This window comes from Algoriphagus aestuariicola (genome assembly GCF_017254835.1).
Lineage (GTDB): Bacteria > Bacteroidota > Bacteroidia > Cytophagales > Cyclobacteriaceae > Algoriphagus > Algoriphagus aestuariicola.
Genome location: NZ_JAFKCW010000002.1, coordinates 1,171,441 through 1,196,580 on the forward strand (window position 1 = coordinate 1,171,441; position 25,140 = coordinate 1,196,580).

Annotated in this window: 20 protein-coding genes; 12 read left to right on the forward strand and 8 right to left on the reverse strand. The window is 48.6% G+C overall.

The window, feature by feature from the left end:
• Positions 1 to 2: 2 nt before the first annotated feature.
• Positions 3 to 581: a redoxin domain-containing protein gene (locus tag J0A67_RS12160; RefSeq protein WP_206569596.1), complete on the forward strand. Its 579-nt coding sequence runs from the start codon at positions 3 to 5 to the stop codon at positions 579 to 581.
• On the opposite strand, the gene J0A67_RS12165 is transcribed toward J0A67_RS12160, so the two are convergent.
• The 3 genes from J0A67_RS12165 to J0A67_RS12175 form a co-directional block, all read right to left on the reverse strand.
• Positions 575 to 1,420, reverse strand: coding sequence for a transglutaminase-like domain-containing protein (locus J0A67_RS12165; protein WP_206569597.1), 846 nt, complete (start codon positions 1,418 to 1,420; stop codon positions 575 to 577). The genes J0A67_RS12160 and J0A67_RS12165 overlap by 7 nt on opposite strands.
• Positions 1,421 to 1,459: 39 nt before the next feature.
• Positions 1,460 to 3,076, reverse strand: a complete 1,617-nt coding sequence (locus J0A67_RS12170; protein ID WP_206569598.1) for an acyl-CoA carboxylase subunit beta — start codon at positions 3,074 to 3,076, stop codon at positions 1,460 to 1,462.
• A 135-nt stretch (positions 3,077 to 3,211) separates the two neighbouring features.
• Entirely contained in the window at positions 3,212 to 4,012 is an 801-nt protein-coding gene (locus J0A67_RS12175; RefSeq protein WP_206569599.1) for an N-acetylmuramoyl-L-alanine amidase family protein, read from the reverse strand.
• A 61-nt stretch (positions 4,013 to 4,073) separates the two neighbouring features.
• Between J0A67_RS12175 and J0A67_RS12180 the strand changes: the two genes are divergently transcribed.
• Complete coding sequence (locus J0A67_RS12180; protein ID WP_317195061.1) at positions 4,074 to 6,806, forward strand: putative LPS assembly protein LptD; 2,733 nt, start codon at positions 4,074 to 4,076, stop codon at positions 6,804 to 6,806.
• Positions 6,807 to 6,843: 37 nt separating this feature from the next.
• On the opposite strand, the gene J0A67_RS12185 is transcribed toward J0A67_RS12180, so the two are convergent.
• Positions 6,844 to 8,058 (reverse strand): arginine deiminase, encoded by a 1,215-nt coding sequence (locus tag J0A67_RS12185; protein ID WP_206569600.1) that lies wholly within the window; start codon positions 8,056 to 8,058, stop codon positions 6,844 to 6,846.
• 197 nt (positions 8,059 to 8,255) lie between these two features.
• On the opposite strand from J0A67_RS12185, the gene J0A67_RS12190 reads away from it, so the two are divergent.
• On the forward strand, positions 8,256 to 9,014 hold the full coding sequence (locus J0A67_RS12190) for a DUF4197 domain-containing protein (protein ID WP_206569601.1): 759 nt from the start codon (positions 8,256 to 8,258) through the stop codon (positions 9,012 to 9,014).
• A gap of 95 nt (positions 9,015 to 9,109) precedes the next feature.
• Here J0A67_RS12190 and J0A67_RS12195 read toward each other — a convergent pair whose 3' ends face one another.
• From J0A67_RS12195 to J0A67_RS12205, 3 genes are all read right to left on the reverse strand, one after another.
• A complete protein-coding gene (locus J0A67_RS12195; RefSeq protein WP_206569602.1) occupies positions 9,110 to 10,003 on the reverse strand; it encodes an NAD-dependent epimerase/dehydratase family protein in 894 nt (297 codons plus the stop codon).
• A 218-nt stretch (positions 10,004 to 10,221) separates the two neighbouring features.
• The gene (lysS, locus tag J0A67_RS12200) at positions 10,222 to 11,925 is read right to left on the reverse strand and encodes a lysine--tRNA ligase (RefSeq protein ID WP_206569603.1); all 1,704 of its coding nucleotides are present in this window, start codon (positions 11,923 to 11,925) and stop codon (positions 10,222 to 10,224) included.
• Positions 11,926 to 12,026: 101 nt separating this feature from the next.
• Complete coding sequence (locus J0A67_RS12205; RefSeq protein WP_206569604.1) at positions 12,027 to 13,208, reverse strand: proline dehydrogenase family protein; 1,182 nt, start codon at positions 13,206 to 13,208, stop codon at positions 12,027 to 12,029.
• A gap of 586 nt (positions 13,209 to 13,794) precedes the next feature.
• Here J0A67_RS12205 and J0A67_RS12210 point away from each other — a divergent pair.
• From J0A67_RS12210 to J0A67_RS12245, 8 genes are all read left to right on the forward strand, one after another.
• Complete coding sequence (locus J0A67_RS12210) at positions 13,795 to 14,892, forward strand: chorismate mutase (protein ID WP_206569605.1); 1,098 nt, start codon at positions 13,795 to 13,797, stop codon at positions 14,890 to 14,892.
• Positions 14,893 to 14,974: 82 nt separating this feature from the next.
• Entirely contained in the window at positions 14,975 to 16,009 is a 1,035-nt protein-coding gene (gene aroB / locus J0A67_RS12215) for a 3-dehydroquinate synthase (protein WP_206569606.1), read from the forward strand.
• Between the two features lie 27 nt (positions 16,010 to 16,036).
• Positions 16,037 to 17,269, forward strand: coding sequence for a 3-phosphoshikimate 1-carboxyvinyltransferase (locus tag J0A67_RS12220; protein ID WP_206569607.1), 1,233 nt, complete (start codon positions 16,037 to 16,039; stop codon positions 17,267 to 17,269).
• A complete protein-coding gene (locus J0A67_RS12225; protein ID WP_206569608.1) occupies positions 17,266 to 18,090 on the forward strand; it encodes a prephenate dehydratase in 825 nt (274 codons plus the stop codon). Before J0A67_RS12220 ends, J0A67_RS12225 begins: the two co-directional genes overlap by 4 nt.
• Positions 18,087 to 19,235: a pyridoxal phosphate-dependent aminotransferase gene (locus tag J0A67_RS12230; protein ID WP_206569609.1), complete on the forward strand. Its 1,149-nt coding sequence runs from the start codon at positions 18,087 to 18,089 to the stop codon at positions 19,233 to 19,235. Before J0A67_RS12225 ends, J0A67_RS12230 begins: the two co-directional genes overlap by 4 nt.
• A 6-nt stretch (positions 19,236 to 19,241) precedes the next feature.
• Entirely contained in the window at positions 19,242 to 20,090 is an 849-nt protein-coding gene (locus tag J0A67_RS12235) for a prephenate dehydrogenase (RefSeq protein ID WP_206569610.1), read from the forward strand.
• 174 nt (positions 20,091 to 20,264) lie between these two features.
• Positions 20,265 to 21,917 carry a serine hydrolase domain-containing protein gene (locus J0A67_RS12240; RefSeq protein WP_206569611.1) on the forward strand — a complete coding sequence of 551 codons (1,653 nt, stop codon included), beginning with the start codon at positions 20,265 to 20,267 and terminating at the stop codon, positions 21,915 to 21,917.
• A 75-nt stretch (positions 21,918 to 21,992) separates the two neighbouring features.
• A complete protein-coding gene (locus tag J0A67_RS12245; protein ID WP_206569612.1) occupies positions 21,993 to 22,961 on the forward strand; it encodes a Kelch repeat-containing protein in 969 nt (322 codons plus the stop codon).
• Between the two features lie 75 nt (positions 22,962 to 23,036).
• Here the strand turns inward: J0A67_RS12245 and J0A67_RS12250 are convergent, their stop codons facing one another.
• Entirely contained in the window at positions 23,037 to 24,299 is a 1,263-nt protein-coding gene (locus tag J0A67_RS12250; protein WP_206569613.1) for a hypothetical protein, read from the reverse strand.
• 242 nt (positions 24,300 to 24,541) lie between these two features.
• Here J0A67_RS12250 and J0A67_RS12255 point away from each other — a divergent pair, with 242 nt between their 5' ends.
• Entirely contained in the window at positions 24,542 to 25,111 is a 570-nt protein-coding gene (locus J0A67_RS12255) for a Pycsar system effector family protein (RefSeq protein ID WP_206569614.1), read from the forward strand.
• The last annotated feature ends 29 nt before the right edge of the window (positions 25,112 to 25,140 follow it).

A 25,140-nucleotide genomic window follows, 5' to 3' on the forward strand; every position in this document is an offset into this window, starting at 1 on the left:
CCATGAAAAACCCAGCTACCGCATTTCTTCTTTTCATCTCGCTGACTTTTTCCGCCCTTGCCCAGAATTTCGCCGAACTGTCCGCCGTGGATGCCGTCAGCGGCTCCAGCAAAACCCTCGGCTCGATGGTAAGCGGAAAAGGAATCGTGCTGGTGTTTCACAGCCTCAATTGTCCCTTTACCAAGATGTACGAAGGTCGGCTGAAAGCTCTCAAATCGACCTTCCAAAACCAGGGAATCGGTTTTGCGCTAGTAAATCCCGAGGTAGGAACTACCGAAGCAGATCAGCTTCCCCTAAGAAACCACATCGACCAAAGCGGGCTAAACATGGCCTACCTTATCGACGAAAACCAAGTATGGGCCAAACAGTTTAGCATCACAAAAATCCCCGAGGTCATCGTGCTGGTCAAAGGACAAAATGGTCTTGAAGTCGCCTATCGAGGCGCTATCGACAACAATCCCCAAGCCGAAACCGCAGTGAGCGAAAAGCATCTTGAGCGGGCCCTCAACCAAATCCTAAGAGGCGAAACTAGTACTCCCGCCCAAGTGAGAGCTGTAGGCTGCAACCTCAGGACTTACTGATTTTCCAGGATCGCGATCATTTCCCGCACCTCTTCCACTTTGTTGGCCTCGCCGAGCTTTTCGAAAGCATTTCCGAGATTTCTCAGTGACCTGAGAATAATGTCCAGATGGGCACAGGGCTCAAAGAAATTGTCCCGCGGTTCGATCTTGAGATGCTCCAGATAGTTGAAGATATCCTGTCGGCTAAAGATCAGGCCCTTGTTGAAGGCATTGATGTAGAAGGTGATGTCCGCAGACTTATAGGTGAGGACAAAAAGATTCGGAAGGTTCACCCCATAAATAGGCAGGCCCAGCTTTTTGGCTACCAGCAGGTAGATCGCGCAAAGACTGATCGGATTTCCCCGTTTGGTGTCCAGCACCGTAGAAAGCATACTGTTGCCGGGAGAGTGGAAGTTTTTGGTATTCGCGGAAAACCTAAGTGTGTTGAACAAGACATTGTTGATAATCCTGATCTGGTCGTAGGGTTGCAAGTCATTTTTGAAGGAAGTCCAGACCTCGAAATAGATCTGATGCATTTCCGCATTGAGCTTCGCAAAGTCCAAATCCGGATACTGGTAGGTATTTACAATCCAGAGCCCAGTCAGCAGGTCACGATCTTCGGTATTTTTCCACTCCTCCAGCCGAGACTTTACGAGAGAAAACTGCAAGTCGTGAACCAACTCTTCGATCTCCTTTTGCACTTCGGGATTGAAGCTGCTTTCCCATTTTTGCTCCAAGAATGGAATAATCTCTGCGCCCAAAGAAATGATCTTGTCCCGAACGTGGTTTTTCACCTCCAGATCAGGATCGTCCAACAGGGAAACCAATGCGTCCAGCTGCGCGGGGGTCAATTCACTCATACTTGTGCTAGTTCACTTTCTTTAAATTAATAAAAAGGTTCAGGTCTGTATCACGCCTACATTAAATCTCTCCAAAATTGCAGCATGGTTGGCGGCCTCGATCCCCATGCTGATCGCCTGGCGGGTATCCCTAGGATCGATCACCCCGTCCACCCACAGCCTCGCAGCGGCATAGTACGGACTCAGTTGCTCTTCATATTTATTGGTAATCTCTTCAAAAAGCCTGCTTTCTTCCTCTTCTGAGATTTCTTTTCCGGTTTTTTTGAGCGAAGCAACTTTGATCTGGAGTAAGGTCTTGGCTGCGGATGAGCCAGACATCACGGCCATTTGGGCCGTTGGCCAGGAGAAAATCAGTCGTGGGTCGTATGCTTTGCCGCACATCGCATAGTTACCCGCGCCGTAGGAGTTGCCAAGTACGACCGTAAACTTCGGGACGACGGAATTGGCCATTGCGTTGACCATTTTCGCTCCGTCTTTAATGATTCCTCCATGCTCCGCTTTGGATCCCACCATAAATCCGCTCACATCCTGCAGAAACAGCAGCGGAATCTTACGTTGGTTGCAGTTCATAATGAACCGGGCCGCCTTGTCCGCCGAGTCGGAATAGATCACGCCACCCATCTGCATTTCGCCTTTGGCGGTCTTCACAACTTTGCGCTGGTTGGCAACGATTCCCACCGCCCAACCTTCGATGCGGGCCGTGCCGCAGATGAGGGTTTTTCCGTAGTCTTTCTTATACTCGTCCAACTCGCCTCCGTCCACCAATCCGGCGATGATTTCCAGCATTTCATAGGGCTTCACCCTTTCGAGTGGGAATGCTTCCAGAAGTTCCTCTCCCGAGAGACTCGGCTCTTTCGCGGCTGTCCTATCAAAGCCGGCCTTGGGATTTTCACCGAGAGTTGAAAAAATCCTGCGAATCGCCTCGAGGCATTCCTGATCCGAATCGTATTTGTTGTCCGTTACGCCGGAAATTTCACTGTGGGTGGTGGCGCCACCCAGTGTCTCGTTGTCTATGCTTTCACCGATGGCTGCCTTGACCAAGTAGGAGCCTGCAAGAAAGATAGTCCCGGTTTTGTCCACGATAAGCGCTTCATCGGACATGATTGGCAAATAAGCTCCTCCTGCCACACAGCTTCCCATGATCGCTGCGACCTGCACTATGCCCATGGCAGACATCTTGGAATTGTTGCGAAACTGCCTCCCGAAATGCTCTTTGTCTGGAAAAATCTCATCCTGCATAGGCAGAAAAACCCCCGCGCTATCGACAAGGTAAATAATCGGCAGGCGGTTTTCCATTGCAATTTCCTGAGCCCTTAGACTTTTCTTGGCTGTCATTGGAAACCAGGCTCCGGCCTTTACAGTGGCGTCGTTGGCTACGATCACGCACATTCTTCCGCTGACATATCCTATCCCGACGACCACTCCAGCGGATGGACATCCTCCCTCCTCCTCGTACATTCCGTCCGCGGCAAAAGCCCCTACTTCCAGAAAACGGGCGTCCTTGTCTACCAGATGGTCGATGCGCTCCCTGGCCGTCAATTTCCCTTTTTTATGTTCAGCGGCTATTCTGGCTTCTCCCCCACCAAGCTTCACTTCAGCTGATTTTTGATGCAGCTGAGCAAGCAAATCCTCCCAAGTCTGGGCTATTTTCTCCATTCCGGTAACTCGTCTAGTTGGAAAACAATGAATGCTATTGACCTTCTTTTCACGGAAAGCCGAAAAGCTAAGATACAGAAAAGCCCTTTTCCGCGAAGAAAAGGGCTTGAATGCTTAAAGGGCAGCTTGACTCAATCAATTCGCCTCAATTTCCTCCTTATACTGCTTGATTGATCTATAGATCGCGGAAGCCATGTATTCCTGACCCTGTTTGGTCATCAAAAATTGCTCTTCCGTAGAGTTAGACAAAAAGCCAACCTCAACTAGAACCGAAGGCATCGATGTAGTCCAGAGAACCCACAAAGGCGCTTGCTTAACACCACGGCTTTTTCTTCCTACGCGATCTCGGAATTGGGTTTCTATATGGTCTGCCAACGTTACACTGTTAGTGAAATTAGCCTTGGACATCAGGTTAAACATGATGTAGGATTCGGGAGATGTCGGATCAAAGCCTTCATATTCTTCCTCATGATTTTCTTCCAGAAGGATTACCGAGTTTTCCTTTTTGACAATATCGAAATTGGCTTCAAAGTTTTTGGTACCCATCACAAAGGTCTCCGTGCCGTAGGCGGACTTATTGGGAGCAGAATTGGAATGAATGGACACAAAGAGATCAGCCTTGTTGTTGTTGGCGATCTGGGGACGTTTTTTCAATTCCGGGAAGCTGTCGTCATCGCGGGTATAGATCACTTCTACATCCGGCATGTTTTCCTTGATATACTTACCAACCAAAAGCGTCACGGCGAGGTTGATGTCCTTTTCTTTGGACCTGGAACCGAGATTTCCTGGATCTTTTCCTCCATGTCCCGCATCTAACACGATTTTTTTCATCCTAAAGGCTGGCATCATCGTTTCATTGGGGATAAATCCACCGAAGAAAAAGGGAATAGCAATAAGAAAACTTAAGAGAATTTTTTTGTTATTGAACCGTTCCATGAGGGCAATCGAATTAACTTTACGCAAAATTTCAACCAAATTAAACAAAGCGCAAGCAGCAGTGTCGGGTTTCAGAATCCTTTTTTTGATTATTTCAGGGCTTTGGATTTTCCCGCAGATTGCACTGGCGCAGCGACCGACTAAATCCCAGCGTGAAAGAGTCCTAATCGCTCCAGATACTCTGACTGTACCGCCGCGAACCCTTCCTTCCTCAGACAGCCTCTTTGCCAAGCAAGACACTTTGATCAAGCTCGATTCGGCAAAAATTATGCCCACAAGCGATATCCAAACAGATATTCTTTATTTCGCGGAGGACAGCATCATCACCGATTTTACAGAAAACAAGGTTTACCTCTACAAAAAAGCATGGTTTGAGTATGGGGAGATGAAGCTCGAAGCCGACCGGATCGTCATCGATTGGAAAAACTCCGAACTCTATGCGACGGGAGTCACGGATAGCTTAGGAGCAGTGACAGGAAACCCCTTTTTCACCGATCGTGGTACCTCCTACGAGATCCGAAAGGAGATGCGCTACAACTTCAAGACCCAAAAAGCCATCATCAAAGATGTGGTCACTGAGCAGCAAGACGGTGTATTGCGAGGCGAAACCATCAAGAAAACCGAAGACGGAAGTATCTATCTGGATCATGGCTACTATACCACCTGTAAACTGACGACTCCGCACTGGCACATCTCCTCCAACAAGATCAAGGCCATCCCTGGCAAACAGGTCGTTTCAGGCCCATTCAACCTCTATTTCAATGGAATCCCAACGCCGCTGGGACTTCCATTTGGTTTGATCCCGGATACTCCAGAAGAAAAGGCTTCTGGAGTTGTCTTTCCAACTTGGGGAAAGGAAAATACCCGTGGGATCTTCCTCCAAGACTTGGGCTATTACTTCGCTTTCAACGACTATATCCACGCCCGAGTGACGGGGGACATCTACTCCAAGGGAGGCTGGGGGTTAAAGTCCCAAGCCATTTACACCAAGCGCTACCGGTTCAATGGGGGATTCAACGTGGATTTCCAAAAGTTCAAAAGCCCGGAGACTGAACTCAATCCGGTCGACTACAATACTTTTAGAGTACAGTGGAACCACACGCCTGTGAGCCGGGGCACGAGCCGGTTTTCCGCCTCGGTCAATGCGGGATCGACCAGCTACTTCAACAACGTAGCGAGCCAAAACAACTTCACCAACAACGTCACCGCTGACCTGAACTCGAACATTTCCTATTCTAAGACTTTCTCCGGCACTCCCTTCTCGATGTCGGCCAACTTCCGCCACTCCCAAAGCGTACAGACCGGAGAAGTGCGGCTCGATCTGCCGACCGTCGCGGTCAACATGAACCGGCAAAGCCCTTTTAAGAACTTAAAATTTGAGCCGCTAAAGACACTGAACGTGGCTTGGAATTTCAACATGCAAAACACGATCTCCAACCGCATACAGCAGCAGTTCGGAGTGAACAATCCCGAGATAGGCACAGGACCAGAAATCGTTGACTTTACACTGGAAAACATGAGCCTGCTCCTGAAAAACGCGAACAACGGAGCTAGGAATACCATTCCTATCTCATCCAACTTCACGCTTTTCAACTACTTCACAGGTACAGCATCCGTCAACTATAACGAACTCTGGTATCTCCAGCGAATCAACTACTACTATAATCCCACCGAAGAACGAGTGGATAGAATCGTGGAAGATGGCTTCAATCGAGTGGGATTTTACAATAGTTCATTTTCGATGAACACCAACTTCTACGGCTACTACAATTTCAAGCCAGGGAGCAAGATGCAGACCATCCGCCATCATATCGCCCCCACCTTTGCGTTCAACTATACCCCTGATTTCTCAGACCCCTCATACGGTTACTACCAGCGCGTTCAGGTGGACAGCACAGGAAGAACCCAACTTTTCTCCAGACATCAGGGATTTGTCTACAGCGGAGCTCCTTTGGGAGAATCCAGAGCGCTGAGCATTGGCATCAGAAATGTACTGGAAGCCAAAATCCTAAACCTCAAGGACAGTACCACCGAAAACGCGACGAAAAAGATTCCGCTACTGGAATCCTTCAACATCAACACGGCATATAACTTTGCGGCAGACTCATTCAAGCTTTCCCCCTTTTCCATTTCAGCCAGAACGAGCTTTTTTGAGCGTAAGCTCTCCGTAAACCTTACCAGCAGCATTGACCCCTACGCTGTCCAAGAAACAAGTTTAGAAAGTGGTAGCAGCAGCTTTCGCCGCGTCAACCAGTTCGCCTGGACAGCCGGTCAGGGCATTGGCAAGATCCGATCGGCATCCATGAATATGAACATGTCCATCAATCCGCGCAGTGGGCAAACACCCGGTGAGGTCCGGGATGAGCTGACCCAGGACTTCCTCGAGCGGGGTGGGGTGATGGACGAGTTTGCCCAAAACGAAATCAACCGGATTGTTTCCGATCCCAGCCAGTACATCGACTGGGACATCCCTTGGAACGTATCTCTGGGTTATAACCTGTCCTACTCCAAGCAGATCAACAACCAGGAAAACATCACGCAGACGATGAACGTCAGTGGGGATTTGTCCCTTTCCGAAAAATGGAAAATCAATTTCAACACCGGCTTTGACTTCCAGGCAGCGGCAATCACCCAAACCATGATAGGCATCTCACGGGATCTCCACTGCTGGCAGATGAACGTCTCCTGGGTACCCTTTGGCAAGTTTACCTCCTACAGTATAGATATCCGGGTAAAATCTAGCATCCTGCAGGATCTCAAGGTGTCAAGGAGACGTTCTTTCTTCGACCTCTAAGCGAAAAAATCTTTTTTATATTTCGGTGTCGAACTCTCTATATCCTGGCTCGGCTTAGCGGCATAGTCATGCATCTGGGTCCACCCAAGCCGCGGCTAAGTTCTGACGACGGAATCTCCAGAACCTCCACTCCCAAGTTTCTCAGCGCACGGTTGGTATGGATGTTCCGGTTATATGAGATTACCCGCCTGGGGCCGATGGCAAATACATTAGCCCCGTCAAACCACTGCTCCCGCATCGCGTAATCAGGATTGCCGTCGCCGGTGCTCAGTATTTCCAAGTGCGGGATTTCTCTCGCCAATACGGTCAGGAGCGACTCTTTCAGTACCTCTCGCTTGATGTTTACCCTATCGCCATTGGCATCTTTCAATGTGTAAAGGGAAGTTTGGAGCACCGAGTTCATCGCATCTGGATAGGTCAACACGAGATTTTCATCCAGAACCGTAAACACCGTATCCAGGTGCATAAACTGCCGTTTTTTAGGCAGGTGAACTTCGTAAACCCGCTTGACAGATCCTTCTGCCAAGAGAGCCTTGGCGGCATGGTAGATCGCCTTCTCATCCGTACGCTCTGAATTTCCCAAGACCACGGCCTCATGCGAAAGGATGATCACATCTCCACCCTCTATGCTTGGCGGAGAATCATGCCCGTCGATCGGGTAAATGGTCTTCACATGGTTTTTGAAGTCGGGGTGATTTTCGAAGACTGTCCTGAGCAGATCGGCTTCACGTTGTCGGCCTTCCATCTTCATGGAGGAAAAAATAATCCCCCCGGGAGTCAATGCCATCGGGTCCCTTTGGAAGTAGAGGTTTGGGCAGGGTGGGATCGCAAAGGCAAAATCATAGAGTTCGCCGGCGTTTAGCTTGGGAAGCTTTTTCTTCAGCTCGTGGATTTTCAAGCCGGCAGTCAAGATACCGGCGCACTCCGCCGTGGAATAGCGGTCCAAAATATCTTCTGCTATGTGCGAAAGCCCAGAGCGCTTCAGGGAATCCCGCATCAGCTTCAGCAAAATCTCCCCGTCATACAAAACCCGGATCAGCAATTCCCGCAATTGATAGACCTGGGCGCCTGTAGAATCCTTGATCAACCTCGAAAAAGTGTCATGCTCCTTTTGCAGAGCCTCCAGATAAGGCACATCCTCAAACAGCAAAAATTCCTTGTTGTATGGCGTCAGTCTGTCGATTTCCTTTCCCGGCCTGTGCATCAAGACCGCCTTCAAGGTCCCAAACTCGGAGTTTATTCTAAGATTCATCTTTGACAAAAATTCAATTGAAAAGCTATTATATTCTGTCTACAAGAATAATCAGCACACTTCATTATACAATATTAAAAATATACACAATTTTTCTAAGGAAATAAAAAACGAATACTGCCCGCCGCTCCTTGTTGATTTATGAGCTACGGACAAGTTGGCTTAATTTTTCCTTGATAAGGTGTAAAACAAATCGCATGAATTACATAGCCAAGCTTGAGAAGGGTCTTCTATCCCTATCTTTCCTGCTCACTCTCCTTCTTTATTCCTGTCAGTCCACCGCGCAGATTTCCAAAATCCTGGAACAAGCCGGAGGGTTGACCGGCACTCCCACCAACTCCGAGATCAGCATGGGTCTAAAGGAGGCCTTGGAAAAGGGGACCGGAATCAGCACCGATCGACTCTCGCTGACGGATGGCTATCTCAAAAATCTCGACGTGAAAATCCTGTTTCCCGACGAAGCGAAGCAAGTGGAAAAAACGCTGAGGAGCCTGGGTTTGGGCTCACTCTGCGACCAAGCCATCACCAGCCTAAACCGCGCTGCGGAAGACGCCGCCAAGGAGGCCAAGCCCATCTTTACTGCTGCCATCAAAAAGATGACCTTCCAGGACGTGCAGAATATCCTACTCGGCGAGTCGGATGCGGCCACCCAATATTTCCAAAGAACAACGACGGACTCCCTTTCCTCCAAATTTTCCCCTATCATCGATTCAAGCTTGAAAAAGGTGAATGCCACCAAATATTGGGGAGATGTAATGGGCCGCTACAACAAGATCCCTCTCGTCAAGCCAGTGAATACCGACTTGACTGCCTATGTCACCGAAAAAGCCATTCAGGGACTTTTTGTGGAGATTGCCAAAGAGGAACTGAAAATCCGGGAAAATATTAATGCGCGAACTAGCTCTTTGTTGCAAAAAGTGTTTGGATACGCAGACAAGCAGAAAAGCCTAAAGTAGCCAAACCCTCTTCCAAACCGGCAAGGCTTCAGTCAGACGCGTCCAGCGGAAAACCTTCTAAGCCATTTTTTTGCTAGGGTAAGGCTTGGGCGTAACTATTCCCAAGTCACGTAGTTTCTCCAGTTGTGTTGTTCTCGGAAGCCCAAGACTTCGCGGATTTTGCGGTTTGAAAACAAGGCCTCATGCTCGCCCAATTCCCGGGTGACAGGGACTTGCGGAAAAAACAACTCAGCCAATTGCCTGCTCGGAATCACGGCTCCATTGTGGTCATTTCCCGCGTTGAAAACCTGAAATCCCAAGCCGTCCTTTTTAAGGCAGAGATCGACGATTTGCCCCAAATCTCTGGCGTCGATATAGCAAAAGGCATTTCTACGGCGTACCTCTGGGTGACGAAAATAGTAAGGAAAAAGCTCCGCATACTCATGCGGCTCGATCACATTGCCGATCCGGAGCGCGTAAATATCCGCCCCAGACCGCCTTTGAAAACTGCGGGCTGTCTGCTCATTTACCACTTTGGAGAGACCATAGCTGTCCATTGGATTCACATCGTATTCCTCGTCCAGGGGAAGGTAACGGGGATCGGTTTTCCCGTCAGAAAAGCAGACGCCATAGGTAGTTTCTGACGATGCGATCACTATCTTCTTAATCCCCAATTTTACGGCAGCTTCGATGACATTGTAGGTCCCTACCGTATTGACCCGAAAGGTCTCATTGTCTGGCTTGATGAGGATTCGAGGGACTGCGGCAAAATGCACTACCGCATCAAACTGGGGAACGCCCGTTCCTGGCTCCATTTCGTCAAAGCCCGCATACATACTCATGGCATTGAACATCTGTCCCGAATCGGTGATATCCGCGGTTAGATTGTCCACTCCTGGATGCTGCAGCGGGGTAAGATCTACGTTGAGTACTCGATGTCCTTGATCCAAAAGGTAGGGGATCACATGTTTTCCGGCTTTTCCGGAGCCTCCGGTGAAAAGAATGCGCATAGTAACTTTGCTGAGGATTGGGTTGTGGGTTCAGATTTGCTTCATCAAAATACGAAGGAATCTACAAGCTCCTAGCATAGTTGTATCCAACGGTCGATATGAAAGGCACAAGGCGCCTGATTCACTGTTAGAAAGCTGACTTTTTTGTAAGCTAAACGCAAAAATTGAAGTAAAAAAACGGGCTTTTCAGCCCGGTTTTCAATGTATTTAGCAAATTTTTAAAGCAATTGCACTGTCAAAAGGTCTCCGTCTTTTTGGACTTTGGCGAGCTCCTTTTGGGTCAGGCCTTTTATGGCCACATCCCATTTCTTTCCGCTCAGGCCTGCTTGCCCTTTCAGTTTGGAAAGGTCAATCGGATGCTCATTTTTCAACAAGTCCAAGATCAATTTTTCTTCTTCCGTCAATTCCACCGCTTTTTTCTCCGGTCTCATTTGAGGGAAGAACAACACCTCTTGAATGGTCGTGTTGTTGGTAAGCAACATCGTCAGTCGATCTATTCCAATTCCTAGTCCAGAGGTGGGCGGCATGCCGTATTCCAGTGCGCGGAGGAAATCCTCATCCATTGCCATGGCTTCATCATCGCCACGCTCGGCAAGTTTCAATTGATCCTCGAATCGCTCCCTCTGGTCGATAGGATCATTCAGCTCAGAGTAGGCATTGGCGATTTCTTTTCCATTGACAAAAAGCTCAAAGCGCTCCACCAGTCCTGGCTTGCTTCGGTGCTTCTTGGCCAATGGAGTCATCTCAATCGGATAATCGGTGATGTAAGTCGGCTGGATCAGGTTGGCCTCTACTTTCTCCCCAAAAATCTCGTCCACCAGTTTGCCTTTGCCCATGGTCGCATCCACTTGGATACCCATGTTGGCGCAGACTTCGCGCAGACCTGCCTCATCCATCTCGCTTACGTCGATGCCTGCGTATTCCTTGATGGAATCGTACATGCTCAGTCTCCTATACGGACCGGCAAATTCGATTTCATTCTCTCCTACTTTGATTTTGGTTTTGCCATGGATCGTCTCCGTCACCTGCTCGATCAGCTCCTCCACCATTTCCATCATCCAGATGTAGTCTTTGTAGGCCACATAGATTTCCATGGAGGTGAATTCCGGGTTATGGGTGCGGTCCATGCCCTCGTTTCGGAACATCTTCCCAAACTCATAGACGCCGTCAAAGCCTCCCACAATCAGTCTTTTGAGATAAAGCTCGTTGGCAATCCGCAAATATAGCGGTATATCCAGCGTGTTGTGGTGGGTATGAAACGGCCGCGCCGCCGCACCGCCGTGAACCGCCTGCAGGATCGGGGTTTCCACTTCCAGCCAGCCATGGTCATCGAAATACTTTCTCATCTGTGAGATGATCCTGGATCGGGTGATGAAAGTCTTTTTCACCTCAGGATTGACAGTCAGATCAACATAACGCTGGCGATAGCGAAGCTCGGGATCGGTGAAGCCGTCAAACACATTGCCCTCCTCGTCTCTTTTCACTACGGGAAGAGGTTTCACAGACTTGGAAAGAAGCTTGATCTCTGTGACGTGGAGAGAAATCTCTCCAGTCTGAGTCGTAAAAATATATCCCCTCACCCCAACAAAATCGCCGAGGCCAAGCAGCTTCTTGAAAACGGTATTATATAACGTCTTGTCCTCCCCGGGGCAAATGTCATCCCTCCTGACATAGATCTGAAGAATCCCCGTGGAATCCTGGATTTCGGCAAATGAGGCCGACCCCATGATCCGGCGGCTCATCAGACGCCCAGCGATGGAAATGTCCTTATAATCTGTCTTTCTGTTTTCGTAATTCCTGTGGATGTCTTCCGCAGTGACGTTGATGGGAAAAGACTCTGCTGGATAGGGATTGATTCCCAAAGCCATCAGTTCTTCCCGGTCTTTTCTGCGTTCAATTTCCTGTTCGCTAAGAAGTTGCATTATATTGAGTTGATATTTTGATTCTATATTTTTTTATCCAACAATCCGATTCTTCCAGCGCTCCATGATTGCCTCGATCGCAGGGCCTGCCGAAGAGCTTCCTATTGCCTATTTTCTTTTCTTCGCTTCATTTCCCGCTTGACCAGCTCAAATTCACGGCTGCTTTGTCCAGATATGGATGTGTTTTCGGCAGCCCTTCTGGTCAGGTATGGCATCACCTTTTCCACTGGACCATAGGGCACGTACTTGAATACCTGATAGCCGGCTTTAGCGAGGTTAAAAGAAATGTTGTCGCTCATGCCATAGAGCTGGGAGAAAAACACCCGATCAGACTTGGGATCGATGGCGTGTAAGTTCATCAGTTCAGTCAGCTCGATCGCACTTTTTTCATTATGTGTTGCGCAGACCAGGTAAACCCCATTTTCCACGCAAAACTTAATCGCCGCATTGTAGTCACGATCCGTTGCCGCTTTGTTCGGTTGAATCGGGTCAGGATATCCCAGCCGCTCAGCTCGCTCCCTCTCCTTTTCCATGTAGGCTCCCCTCACAGGCTTTGCTCCAAGTATATATCCCTTTTCCATGGCAATATTGTGCGCGTTTTTGAGACGCTCCAATGAATCATGTCGGTACATCTGGTAGGTATTATACACCACGCAACGTTCGCGGTTATACCTTTCCATCATCTCATAGGTAAGCTCGTCGATCACATCTTGAAACCAGCTTTCCTCCGCATCCGAAAGGATCTTCAATCCTAAATCGTGGGCTGCCTTGCAAAGCCTATCCACTCGCGCCTTCATCCTTTCAAAAGCCTGTGTCTCTGCTGCAAGAAGCTTGTCACCTGCCTGGATCTTCTCCATGATGCGGTAGTCACCCAAACCGGTCACTTTAAAAACCCCAAAAGGCATATAGTCGGTTTTTGCAGACTCTACCATCGTCTGGTAAATCTCCTCGCAGGTTTTGTCAAATGATTCTTCATCGCCCTTCCCCTCTACGGAAAGGTCCAATATCGCCTGCACCCCAAAATTCGAAAGGTGCCTGCAGGCTTGGATACTCTCCGCGATGGTCTCACCTCCACAAAAATGCCCAAACATGGTACGCTTCATGATTCCCTTCACAGGCAGCTTAAGCTTGAAAGCCAAATTGGCCAAACCTATGCCCAAGTCTGAAATCAGGTTGTTGTTGAGGGTGGCGAAAATCAGATACATTTTTCGGAGCTCGGCATCTGACTTGGATGCAAAGGCTACTTCTAGATTCTCAAAAGAAATTTGGGGTTTTACAGACATACCGCTGTTTTAAGGCTGCAAAGATATCAAAAAAAACAGCTTGGGCGGAGAGATTGCAGGCTGGAAACTACGGGAAAACCTCCCAAAAACCTCAAAGCCCAGGCAGGAGTGGCCCTCCATACGCAAAAATACTTGACGATCCATCCCTATCGACACCCCGGCCTTTCTCGGACAAAGTCAAGACCGCCACCAACTATCGTATCACGGAATCCCAAAAAGAAAAAAGGTAAATTCAGCAAAATAATTTTTCCACAACATCCATCATACGTTGTCATTTTTTACAGAATTTTATTCTGTTTAGGAATTAAAAAGGTGCCATTTTGGAAAATTATCAATGAATCATTGGCTTGGTTGGCAAATAGGCAATAAAGCATCTGAAAATTTAATTTTGTTTTTAATTTGCCTCCGCCTACATTTGGGGCATGTTATTCACAGCAGCGATCTATTTTACCTTCTTTTACTTTTACTTTCGAAGCCAAAATCGAATCGGAGCTGTGTATTGTCTAGCCAAAAACTAAAAGAAAATAAAACACAAAAAGCCCGGTTCGAAAGAGTCGGGCTTTTTTCATTTCAAACGCTCAGAATTATGAAGCCGCACAAACAAATCAAAGATTGGGGATTAGGACTCACTACCCCGCTGATCATCGCAGGACCTTGCTCAGCAGAGACGCCAGAGCAGATCGAGCAGATCTGCAAGGAAATGAAGGAGGAAAATATGGTACCCCAGCTTTTCAGGGCAGGTATCTGGAAGCCTAGGACAAGACCGGGATCCTTCGAGGGAGTGGGCGAGGAAGGCCTCAAATGGATGGAGATCGTGCGCCATCACCTCAACATCCCCATCACGACTGAAGTGGGCAACGCATCACACGTGGAGATCGCGTTGAAGCATAAGGTGGACGTACTTTGGATCGGCGCAAGAACTACCGTAAACCCATTTGCGGTCCAGGAAATCGCGGAAGCACTTCGCGGAGTAGACATTCCTGTAATGGTCAAAAACCCGATGAACCCCGATCTGGAGCTTTGGATGGGCGCTTTGGAAAGAATGTACGCCGTCGGCATTGAGAAACTCGCCGCCATCCATAGAGGATTCTCTGATGCCTACGACAAACGCTTCAGAAACAAACCCAACTGGTCTATGCCTATCCACCTGAAGCGTCAGTGGACCGGTATGGAGGTCATCAACGACCCTTCTCATATCGTGGGCAGAAGAGATGGACTTCTGGAAGTAGCACAAAGCGCGATGAATTTTGGGCTGGACGGACTCATGATCGAGACCCACCACGATCCAGACAAGGCTTGGTCTGATGCCAAGCAGCAAGTGACTCCAGCCAGATTGAAGGAAATGATCAACTCCATCGATTTCAAGGAATCGTTGGAAGCGATGCAGCCTGACGAAAAGCTTCAGGATCTCAGAAGGGCGGTGGACCACCTAGATGACCAGTTGTTAGATATCCTTCAGGAAAGATTTGCCGTGATCGACCAGATCGGTGCACACAAGCGTGAGCATCACCTCTCCGTATTTCAGTCTGACCGGTGGAAAGATGTAATGGAAAGCCGCACCCAAAAAGGCGTCGCTAAGCATCTCAGCGAGAAGTTTATGAAAGAATTGCTTTATTGCATCCACGAAGAATCCGTAAAGCGCCAGGAAAAACAGCTCCGCGAAGGAGAAGCTTTGAAGAAATAAATCTGCTCTCTTACCGGGAAAGCAGTCCCTCCTGGAGGCTGCTTTCCTTACCTTTAGCTTTTACCCATAACCCCTCAGCCCTTTGGATCCTGTCATTTTCACCTCCGAGGCGGAGCAGACGCTAGCGGAGATTTTAGCCACGCTTTCTTTTTCGAAGTTGGTCGTCCTGACCGACAGCAACACCCAAATCCATTGCCTCCCACGGATCTCAAAAAGCCTGCCCGACCAAACGGTCTTCATCACCGTACCGGCTGGAGAAATCAACAAAAACCTGCAAATCTGCTCGCTGATATGGGAGAAGATGACCGATGCGGCACTGGACCGAAAGGCGCTCATGCTAAACCTCGGGGGAGGTGTGATCGGTGACATGGGAGGCTTCTGCGCCAGCCTTTACAAAAGGGGCATCCGGTTTATCAACATGCCCACTACCCTACTTTCCCAAGTGGACGCCAGCGTGGGAGGCAAACTCGGCATAGATTTCCAGGGACTTAAAAACCACCTCGGCGTCTTCAACCAGCCGGAAACAGTGGTGATAGGAAGGGAATTTCTCGAAACGCTTCCCCATGCGGAGCTTCGTTCAGGCTATGCAGAGATCCTCAAACATGGATTGATTCGAGACAAAACCTATTTTTCCGAACTGAAATCCCAAGATTGGGAACAGCAGGATTGGGAAAAACTAATCTACCACTCGGTCGCAATCAAAAACGCGGTAGTGACCGCCGATCCCAAGGAAGCCGGACTCCGCAAAATCCTCAATTTTGGCCATACCATCGGCCATGCCTTTGAATCCTATTTTCTTGACACTTCAAACCACCTCCTCCATGGCGAAGCCATTGCTTTGGGGATGATTTGCGAAGGATTTCTATCCTTCCAAAAAGTCGGATTCAGCTACGAGGAGCTGGATCAACTGACCAAAACGATGCTCCAGATCTATGGCAAAGTCGAATTTTCGAAAAACGAACTTGACCCCATCCTAGACCTCTGCCTGCAGGACAAAAAAAATGAAGGCAGCACCCTCATGTTTTCCCTGCTCAACTCAATCGGAGACTGCACTTACAATATTCCCGTCAGCCGCGAGGAAATACGTGAGGCTATTCTCCAATATCACAACCTGTAAACGGCCACAGCTTTGACTACTCAAACCATGACTCTACTTCGCCTCAGCCAAAAAAGCGATTTTAATCCCAGCAGAATACCGCTTCCGTCGTCCAAAAGCGAATCCAACCGCGCTTTGGTAATCGACGCATTGACGGAGGGGGAAAACAGCCTCAGCAATCTTGCCGAAGCCCGAGATACACAGACGATGATCCGACTGCTCAAGAGCAGTCCGCCTGTCTTTGACGTGCTGGATGCAGGAACGACGATGCGTTTTTTGACGGCATTTGCCACGGTGACCAACCAAAAGAAAGTCATGACTGGCACGGCACGCATGTGCGAACGTCCAATAGGCATCCTTGTCGATGCCCTGCGATCCATAGGCGCTGAGATCCACTACCTCAATTCGGAAGGCTATCCTCCCTTGGCTATACACGGACTACCGGAGCAAAAATCCGATAAAGTAAAAATCCGCGGTGATGTGTCCAGCCAGTACATTTCAGCCATGCTGATGATCGCACCTGTTTTGCCTCAAGGTTTGGAAATCGAACTAGAAGGTAAAGTTGGAAGCCGTACCTACATCGAGATGACGCTGGAACTCATGGCCCAGTTTGGAATTGAATACACTTGGGAAGACAACAAAATCAAAGTCGCTCATCAAGCCTATCAGCGCACCACTTTTGCGGTGGAAAGCGACTGGTCAGGCGCTAGCTATTGGTTTAGCCTCTTGGCGTGTGCAGACTCGGGAGCCTTGTTTTTGGAAGGGCTAAAAGAGAACAGCTTGCAAGGAGACTCGGCCATTGTGGACATCATGGAGTTTCTCGGCATCAAATCCACCTTTGAAAACGGCGGGGTTTTGCTGAAAAAACAAGCCGTGAAAGGCCTGAAAAAATGGGATTTTTCCCACTGCCCAGACTTGGCCCAGACCGTTGCCGTCACCTGTGCGATCCTCGGACAGGATGCCGTTTTCACAGGTCTGGAAAGTCTCAAAATCAAAGAAACAGACCGAATCTACGCCCTGCAGCAGGAGCTTGCCAAGTTCAACGCCGAACTGAAGGAGATCGAGCCGGAAGTATATCAGGTAATCCCTTCGGTCACCATGCCTTCCAAAGTACAGATCCACACCTATGACGACCACCGTATGGCAATGGCATTTATGCCGCTGCTGACCAAAACGGAAGTCGTCATCGAAGACCCCGATGTCGTCAACAAATCCTATCCGAGCTTCTGGAAGCACTGCGAACTGATCGGGATCTCTACCGAAAAACTGGAAACTGCATGAGCCTGAAGATTGCTATTCAGGGTGTCCCTGGCTCCTTCCACCACCAAGTAGCGTTGAAAAACTTTGGCGAAGACTGCGAAATCCTGCCCTTCAACACCTTTGAGCCTGTTGCCAAAACCGTCTCCACAGGAGAGGCTGACTTCGGAGTCATGGCCATTGAAAACTCCATCGCTGGAGCCATCTTGCCCAACTATGATCTGATAGACCGATACGGGCTCTTCATCCGAGACGAATACTATCTGCCGATCGCCCACCAGCTGATGGCTTTGCCGGGGCAGACAATAAAGGATATTACCGAAGTCCGCTCCCATCCCATGGCGCTGCTGCAGTGCAAGGCCTTTTTTGCGAAACACCCCCACATTAAACAATATGATGACGTGGACACCGCCCTCGTGGCGCAGCGAATCGCCGAAGAGCAGCTTAAGGGTACGGCAGCTATTGCCAGCGTAATCGCGGCGGAAATCTATGGATTGGCGATCGTAGCGCCAGATATCCAGACGGTAAAGGAAAACTACACCCGCTTCATCATCCTACAAAAGGAAAAAGTCCAAACCAAAATTCTGCCCAATAAGGCCTCTTTCAAAGTCACCATCAAAAACCAAGCAGGCGGCCTCGCCAAGCTACTCACGATGCTGGCGGACAAAAATCTGAATCTGAGCAAGATCCAATCCATCCCCGTGATCGAGAAACCTTGGGAATACGCCTTTTTTATCGATGCGGAATTCCGAGATTACAACCAGTTCCGCGAAGCGATGGATTTGGTTGCAAGCGATTTTGGGGATTTGAAAATATTCGGCGAATACACCAGCAGAAAACAATGAAAGGATTTGCCAAAAGAATCAACACCGTAGCCGAATACTACTTCTCCGCAAAGCTGCGCGAAGTGGGTCAGATGGTCGCCGAGGGAAAACCCGTGATCAACCTTGGCATAGGAAGCCCAGACTTGGCTCCAGACAAAACGGTGGTGGAAGCGCTGAAAAACACTGCCCAAAATCCCCACGCCCACGGTTACCAAAGCTATCAGGGTGTCCCTGAGCTAAGAGCTTCAATGGCCGGATTTTACTCCCGGGAGTATGGGGTCGATCTGAATCCCAACAAGGAGATCCTGCCACTGATGGGTTCAAAAGAAGGGATACTCCATATCAGCATGGCCTTTCTGAATCCTGGCGATCAGGTTTTGGTACCCAATCCGGGCTATCCGACATACACGTCGGTGACCCATCTTTTGGAAGCGGAGCCGGTATTCTACGGGATAGATTTGGAGAAAAAAGGCCGGCCAAATTTCGAGGAGCTGGAAAAGAAGGACCTCAGCCGCGTGAAACTCATGTGGGTCAACTATCCCCATATGCCGACTGGAGCTTCGGGCTCGAAAGAAATCCTCGCCGAGCTTGTCGACTTTGCGCAGCGACACCAGCTCGTCCTTATTAACGACAATCCCTACAGCCACATTCTCAACCCAGAACCCTTGAGCATTTTGGGAATTCCGGGAGGTAAAGACGTGGCGCTGGAACTCAACTCGCTAAGCAAAACCTTCAATATGCCGGGATGGAGAGTAGGCATGCTATGTGGACGAGCCGACTGGGTAGAAGCGATCTTGAAAGTAAAATCCAACATGGACTCGGGCATGTTTTTGGGATTGCAAAAAGGCGCCATTGCGGCACTCAATCTGGGTCAGAACTGGTTTTCTGACCAAAATGAAATCTACACCAATCGGCGGAAACTGATCTGGAAGCTTGCAGACAATCTTGGTTTGACTTATGATCCAAAGGCGACCGGACTCTTTGTTTGGTGCCGAATGCCCGAAGGCAAATCTGCGGAAGAGCTCGTGGATTGGCTTCTATACGCGAAAAATATCTTTATCACCCCCGGAAAAATCTTCGGCTCAGCAGGCAACGCCTACGTGCGTTTTTCACTCTGTATGCCGGAATTCAAAATTCTGGAAGCTATCAATCGAATAAAACCCTAACCTAAAATGAAAAAAATACACATTGTCGGACTTGGACTTTTGGGCGGTTCATTTGGCTTGGGTGCCAGACAAAAATTTCCTGAGCTGCAGATCAGCGGTTTTGACTCCGATCCCCAAAACTTAAAAGACGCCCTGACTTTGGGTATCATCACTGAGGCCAAGGAAACTCCTGACGCGGACACGGACTTGGTAATTTTGGCCACTCCTGCGGATACTTTGGGCGGGCTCTTGCTGAAAACGCTGGACGAAGTGGGCGAAAATACGCTGGTCTTTGACCTTGGCTCTACCAAGGCCAAACTTTGCCAACTGATCGCCGAGCACCCAAAGCGTAGGCAATACCTCGCTGCCCACCCTATTGCCGGCACGGAATACTCCGGGCCAAAAGCGGCCTTTGCCGAGTTGCTGGACCGAAAGGTGATGATCGTTTGCGAATTGGAAAAGACCGACCTCCATCTCAAAGAGAAAGCCTACAAGCTCTTTGACGCCTTGAATCTGAAGCTTCGATTTATGGATCCTGAGGAGCACGACAGACACTTGGCTTTTGTCTCCCACCTATCGCATATTTCTTCCTTTATGCTCGGGGAGACGGTTCTTCAAAAGATGGCCGACGAGAAAAACATTTTTGATATGGCAGGATCGGGCTTTGCTTCAACTGTTCGACTGGCCAAATCCAGTCCAGCAATGTGGGCGCCGATCTTTACCGAAAACAAGGAAAACATCCTAAGCGCACTGGACGGCTACATCGCCAATCTCAGCAATTTCAGAAACAAGATTGCAGCGTCGGACGCTGAGGGATTGTTTGAAGAAATGGCCCAGATCAACAAGATTCGGGATATTTTGGATTTGGGAAAGTGAATTGACATGAAATTCGGCATTCAAAAAAACTACGGAACAATCCGTGGTTTTTTTGTTTTCACTGGTCTTTAAGCCATTTGATCCCTCCCCTCAAGCTCGGAGAATTACCACATCTTTGAAAATCCTCCCAAAGTGGCGTTATTTAAACTTAATCTCTCCATAATTTTTTTCGCCATGAAAAACCGTCTTCACCTTTTGCTTTTCCTCCTGTTACTATGGTCCTGTAGCTCTAGCCAAGAAAGGAATGTCGACCGGATTTTCGACAAATGGAATCATTCTGATACCCCCGGAGTGGCTGTCGCAGTGATGAAGGACGGAGAAATCGTTCTGAAAAAGGGCTATGGTTCCGCCAATCTCGAATATGGAATCCCTGTCACAGCGTCTACGATTTTTCATATTGCCTCTGTTTCCAAACAATTTACAGCCTTTGCCGCACTGATGCTGGAAAGCGAAGGCAAGCTATCCATGGACGACGACATCCGGAACTACCTTCCAGAGGTACCCGACTTTGGAAAGACCATTACGCTAAGACATTTGGCAACACATACCAGCGGGCTTCGCGATCAGTGGAATCTCCTCGCTCTCGCCGGATGGAGACTGGACGATGTGATCACCAAAGAACAGATCTTCAAGTTGGTGAGTAAGCAACGGGATTTGAATTTTGATCCAGGTGAAGAATTTCTCTATTGCAATACCGGCTTTACACTTTTGGCCGAGATTGTTGCCAGAGTTTCGGGGCAGACCTTCGCCGAATTTTGTTCGGAGCGTATTTTTCAGCCGCTTCAAATGGATTACACCCTTTTCTATGACGATCATGAGAAAATCGTTCCTAACAGGGCCTACTCCTATCACCCGGATTCCAGCGGGTATAAAAAAAGCGTCCTGAACTACGCAAATGTAGGCGCTACAAGTTTGTTTACAACCGTTGAAGATTTGAGTAAATGGGCTAAGAATTTCTCCAACCCACAAGTGGGAGACCAAATAATCATCGATAAACTGAATACGCTGGCGCTATTGAACAATGGAGAGACTTTTGGCGGAGCGATGGGACAGTTTGTAGGGGAATATAAAGGTATCCTCGAAATCTCGCATGGAGGTGCGGACGCAGGCTACCGAACCTTCTTCGCTCGATATCCAGATCAAAACCTCGCCGTTTCGGTATTTAGTAACGACGCCTCCTTTGAGTCCGGGAAATTTGCACACCTAGTGGCCGACCTTTTTCTGGAAAATATCATGGAAAAAAGGACAGCGGGGAGCCCCGAATCGACTATTCCGGAAACTCTCAAACCGGAGGCTTGGGTCAAACATCTCGGAGATTACGAGTTGAAGTCGGGAGACATTCTCTACATCACGGAGGAAAACGATCAGCTATTCGTCCAGGCGACAGGAGAGGACACCTACCCTCTTATGCCAATTTCACACACCCGCTTTAAACTTGAGGAGTTTGACATCATTTTGGAGTTTCCGGAAGAAACCGACAGTCTCAGCCAGACGGTTAAGGTATTTTACTCAGAAAATGACAGTGAAGAGGGCAGAAGGACACAACCTTTCGATGCTAAATCGGTCGATCTAACGGAGTTTGTGGGCAACTATTACAGCGAGGAATTGTCCACGGCCTATCAGTTTCAGATCATAGACAGCAACTTGGTAGCATCTCACTCCAGACACCATGAAATATACTTTACCCCCATAAAAAAGGACAGGTTTTCCGGAGACACTTGGTTTTTTGGCAAAGCTGAGTTCTTTCGTGACAGCACCGGTGAAGTTGAAGGAGTGGTGGCTTCGTCTGGGCGTATCAGAAACTTGAAATTCCGAAAAACAAATTGACTTCCAGTCTAATTGCAGTTTGGTGTGCAAGATCAGGTTGCTTTGAGTAAATTGATGGAACAAACAATGCTTGCCATGAAAAACCTACTCCTAACTTTTCTAGTCCTTTTTAGCCTACAAGCTTATTCTCAAGAAACTTGGACGGTAGTCACTCCCAAAACGGAAGCCACCCCAAGGCATGAAAACTCCTTTGTCGAGTGCGGGGGCAAGCTCTACTCCCTCGGAGGACGTGGAGAGAGACCTGTCGAGGAATATGATCCAAAAACCAATACCTGGACGAAAGTAGCCGATGCACCTATGGAAATCAGCCACTTCCAGGCGGTCTCCTATGACGGGGAAATTTGGGTTATCGGAGCATTAACCGGGGGCTATCCCCACGAGACGCCGATTCCAAACGCCTTGATTTTCAATCCTAAAACCAAAAGCTGGCGAGAAGGCCCTAAACTTCCCGAAAATCGCCACCGAGGTTCCGCAGGTGTGTTTGTCAGGAACAACAAAATTTACATGGTATGTGGAATCCAAGATGGACACTGGGATGGGTTCGTGCCATGGTTCGACGAACTGGATCCCAAGACTGGAAAATGGACCACTCTCCCAGACGCCCCAAGAGCCCGGGATCATATCAGTGCAGCCATGGTGGACGATCGACTTTACCTTGCTGGCGGCCGTACTTCCAATGCAAAAAACAATCGTGTGATTGACACCACCATCAAAGAAGTGGATTACTACGACTTCAAAACCGGGGCCTGGGCCACCATCGACACCGGTATTCCCACCGAGCGCGCCGGCAACTCCAATCTAGGCATCGGCCATTTCCTAGTGGTTATGAACGGGGAAAGCGGCGTCCAAGTACCCGCCCATGCCGAAGTCGAAGTGCTGGACACTCGTACCAATACCTGGAGCAAGTTACCCAACCTACTCCAAGGCCGTCACGGTACCGGAGCGGCGTTTTTGGATGGTAAAATCTACGTACAAGCCGGCTCAGCCAACCGCGGCGGCGGCCCCGAACTTAGCGAGATGGAGGTAATGGAGTGGAACAAATAGACTAGGAGAAAACACAAGCAGAAATGGCAAGTCAGTTTAAAAACTGATTTGCCATTTTTTTGACATAAACTTAACCTATTGAGCCCACTCGCTGATCCAGTGAAACTGTCGGTCGGCCAATGGGAAGTGTCGGTCGAGCTTTTGCAAGACCACATGTAGTGAATCCTCACCTTTGCTGCCATTTAGAATCATTCGATCAGATTTCGACAGATCCATGGAAAAGTTGGCAATTCTCTGACGAAAAGCCCTAATTTCTAATTGCTTGCCCGTACTATCAGGCTGATACCCAAAATAGGCACGGCCATAACTCATAAAAAAACTAGTGTCTCTGGCTGCCATACTTCCTTCCCCATTGTAGTCAAAGACCACATCCTTCCAGCGCTCAGAATTAGCCAGACTCTCGGGTATGGTGTCGCCATTTTTTACGAAAAGTTCGACATGGTAAATCCCTGGCTCGATGGGCTGCAGCACCCGCTTACTGCTTGCTTGCCTTTCGCCCCAAGCATTGAAACTTAAGAAAACTTGACTCCCAAAGTATAAAACGAAGAAGAGAAGCTTCAAGCTGATCCTAAGATTCTTTTGCCATTTCTCTGTCAAAGGACGCTCGAATACGGGGGAGGGCAAGACTTCTTTGTTTTGGATAAAGAAAGCAAAAAGCCGCTTCCGCTCCTGCCACACCAAAAACAAGCTCAACACCAACAAGTGACTGGATTTTATCTTCACAGGAATATCATAGCTGAAATTAAGCATGACCACATTGGCGAAAACTCCAACAGCTAAAAGAGCACCCAAGAGCGCCGTCCTTCGCCATACTAGCAGTAAAGCCACCAACACTTCTGCAACACCCGAAAAGATCTGGTATGGTCCGCCGTATCCAATAAACATCCAGGAAAAACGCATGGGGAGATAGTCTCCCAAAGGCGTAGCCAGCTGACTTAGGCTGGGGAAAGTCATCTGCAAAGCAAAGACTTTCCATATCCCGTAGTTGAATGAAACAGCAGCCAACATGTAGCGAAGAATCAGACACAGCCAATAGTTCAATTCTGAATAGTGCTTTCTCTTCCGATCCAGCAGTGTCCACACAAAAGCACCGCCTACCGCCAAGATCCCATAGGTGAATACCAAAGCCCAATCAAAGCTGGTATCCCCACTTCCTCCGCCGTTCATATTGAGCTCTGGACGGATGTGAAACAGATGGCTATTGAGAAAAGATACTAGGGGCGCTAACGGATAAACAAAAAGGGAAGCGAAGGGATTGAAAAAGAGTAGAAAATAGATAAAAGCGATCCGAAAAGAAATACGGCCAAACGTTGACCACGCAGGGGCTTCTTGCTGCATGAGGAAAGTTGTTTTGAAGGAAAAAACTAAAAATGAAAAAGTTTTGGAATATTTACTAGATAAAACGCAGCGGAAACCTGCTGCCACTCCGAAAAGCAACGGCGAGTTTCCGAAGTCCGACATCTGCTACATACGGACCTAATACCCCGCGGCCTAAAATCCAGAGGTTTGCAAAATGCCAAGAAAGAGAAGATACAAGCAGTGTAAATTATTGATTAAATTCATTGAAAATATGCCGTAAAATGGAACAACCGACTACAGAGAAGGGGAAAGACAAGGAAAAGACACAGCGGGAAAGGCAGACTTACTATCGCGTCGCCTTCAAAAACAACTGTAGCCTCCTCCAGATTGCCGACAATAAGGCAAACATCATCATTACTATCAACTCCCTTGGCATCTCCTCTACCGTTGCATTTCTTGGCTATGGATCCGCAGCGGGCATCATCGAGATTGACTCATTTCGGACTATTGGCCCTATCCTACTGTTTCTCCTGACTCTGCTAGCCTCCGCTTTACTGGCGGTACAGGCCGCAAAGCCCTCAATCATCGGGAGCGAAAAGACGGGCAAAAAGGCAAAGTCCAACATGCTTTTTTTCGGGGACAGCGCCAAGCTATCACTGGAAGAATATCTGGCCGAAACCCGGAATGTGCTTGGGGAAAAGGGCGCCATCATCGACCAAATGTCCATCTCTCTATACTACCAGGGGAAAATCCTCGATCGAAAATACAAGCTGATCCGCCGTGCCTACGAGGTCTTTGTGTTGGCACTTGCAGTTGGTATCCTGATTTTCTTCGGCTTTTTGGTGAATTGAGAAGCGTTCGAAAATCCAGTCTGACGCTG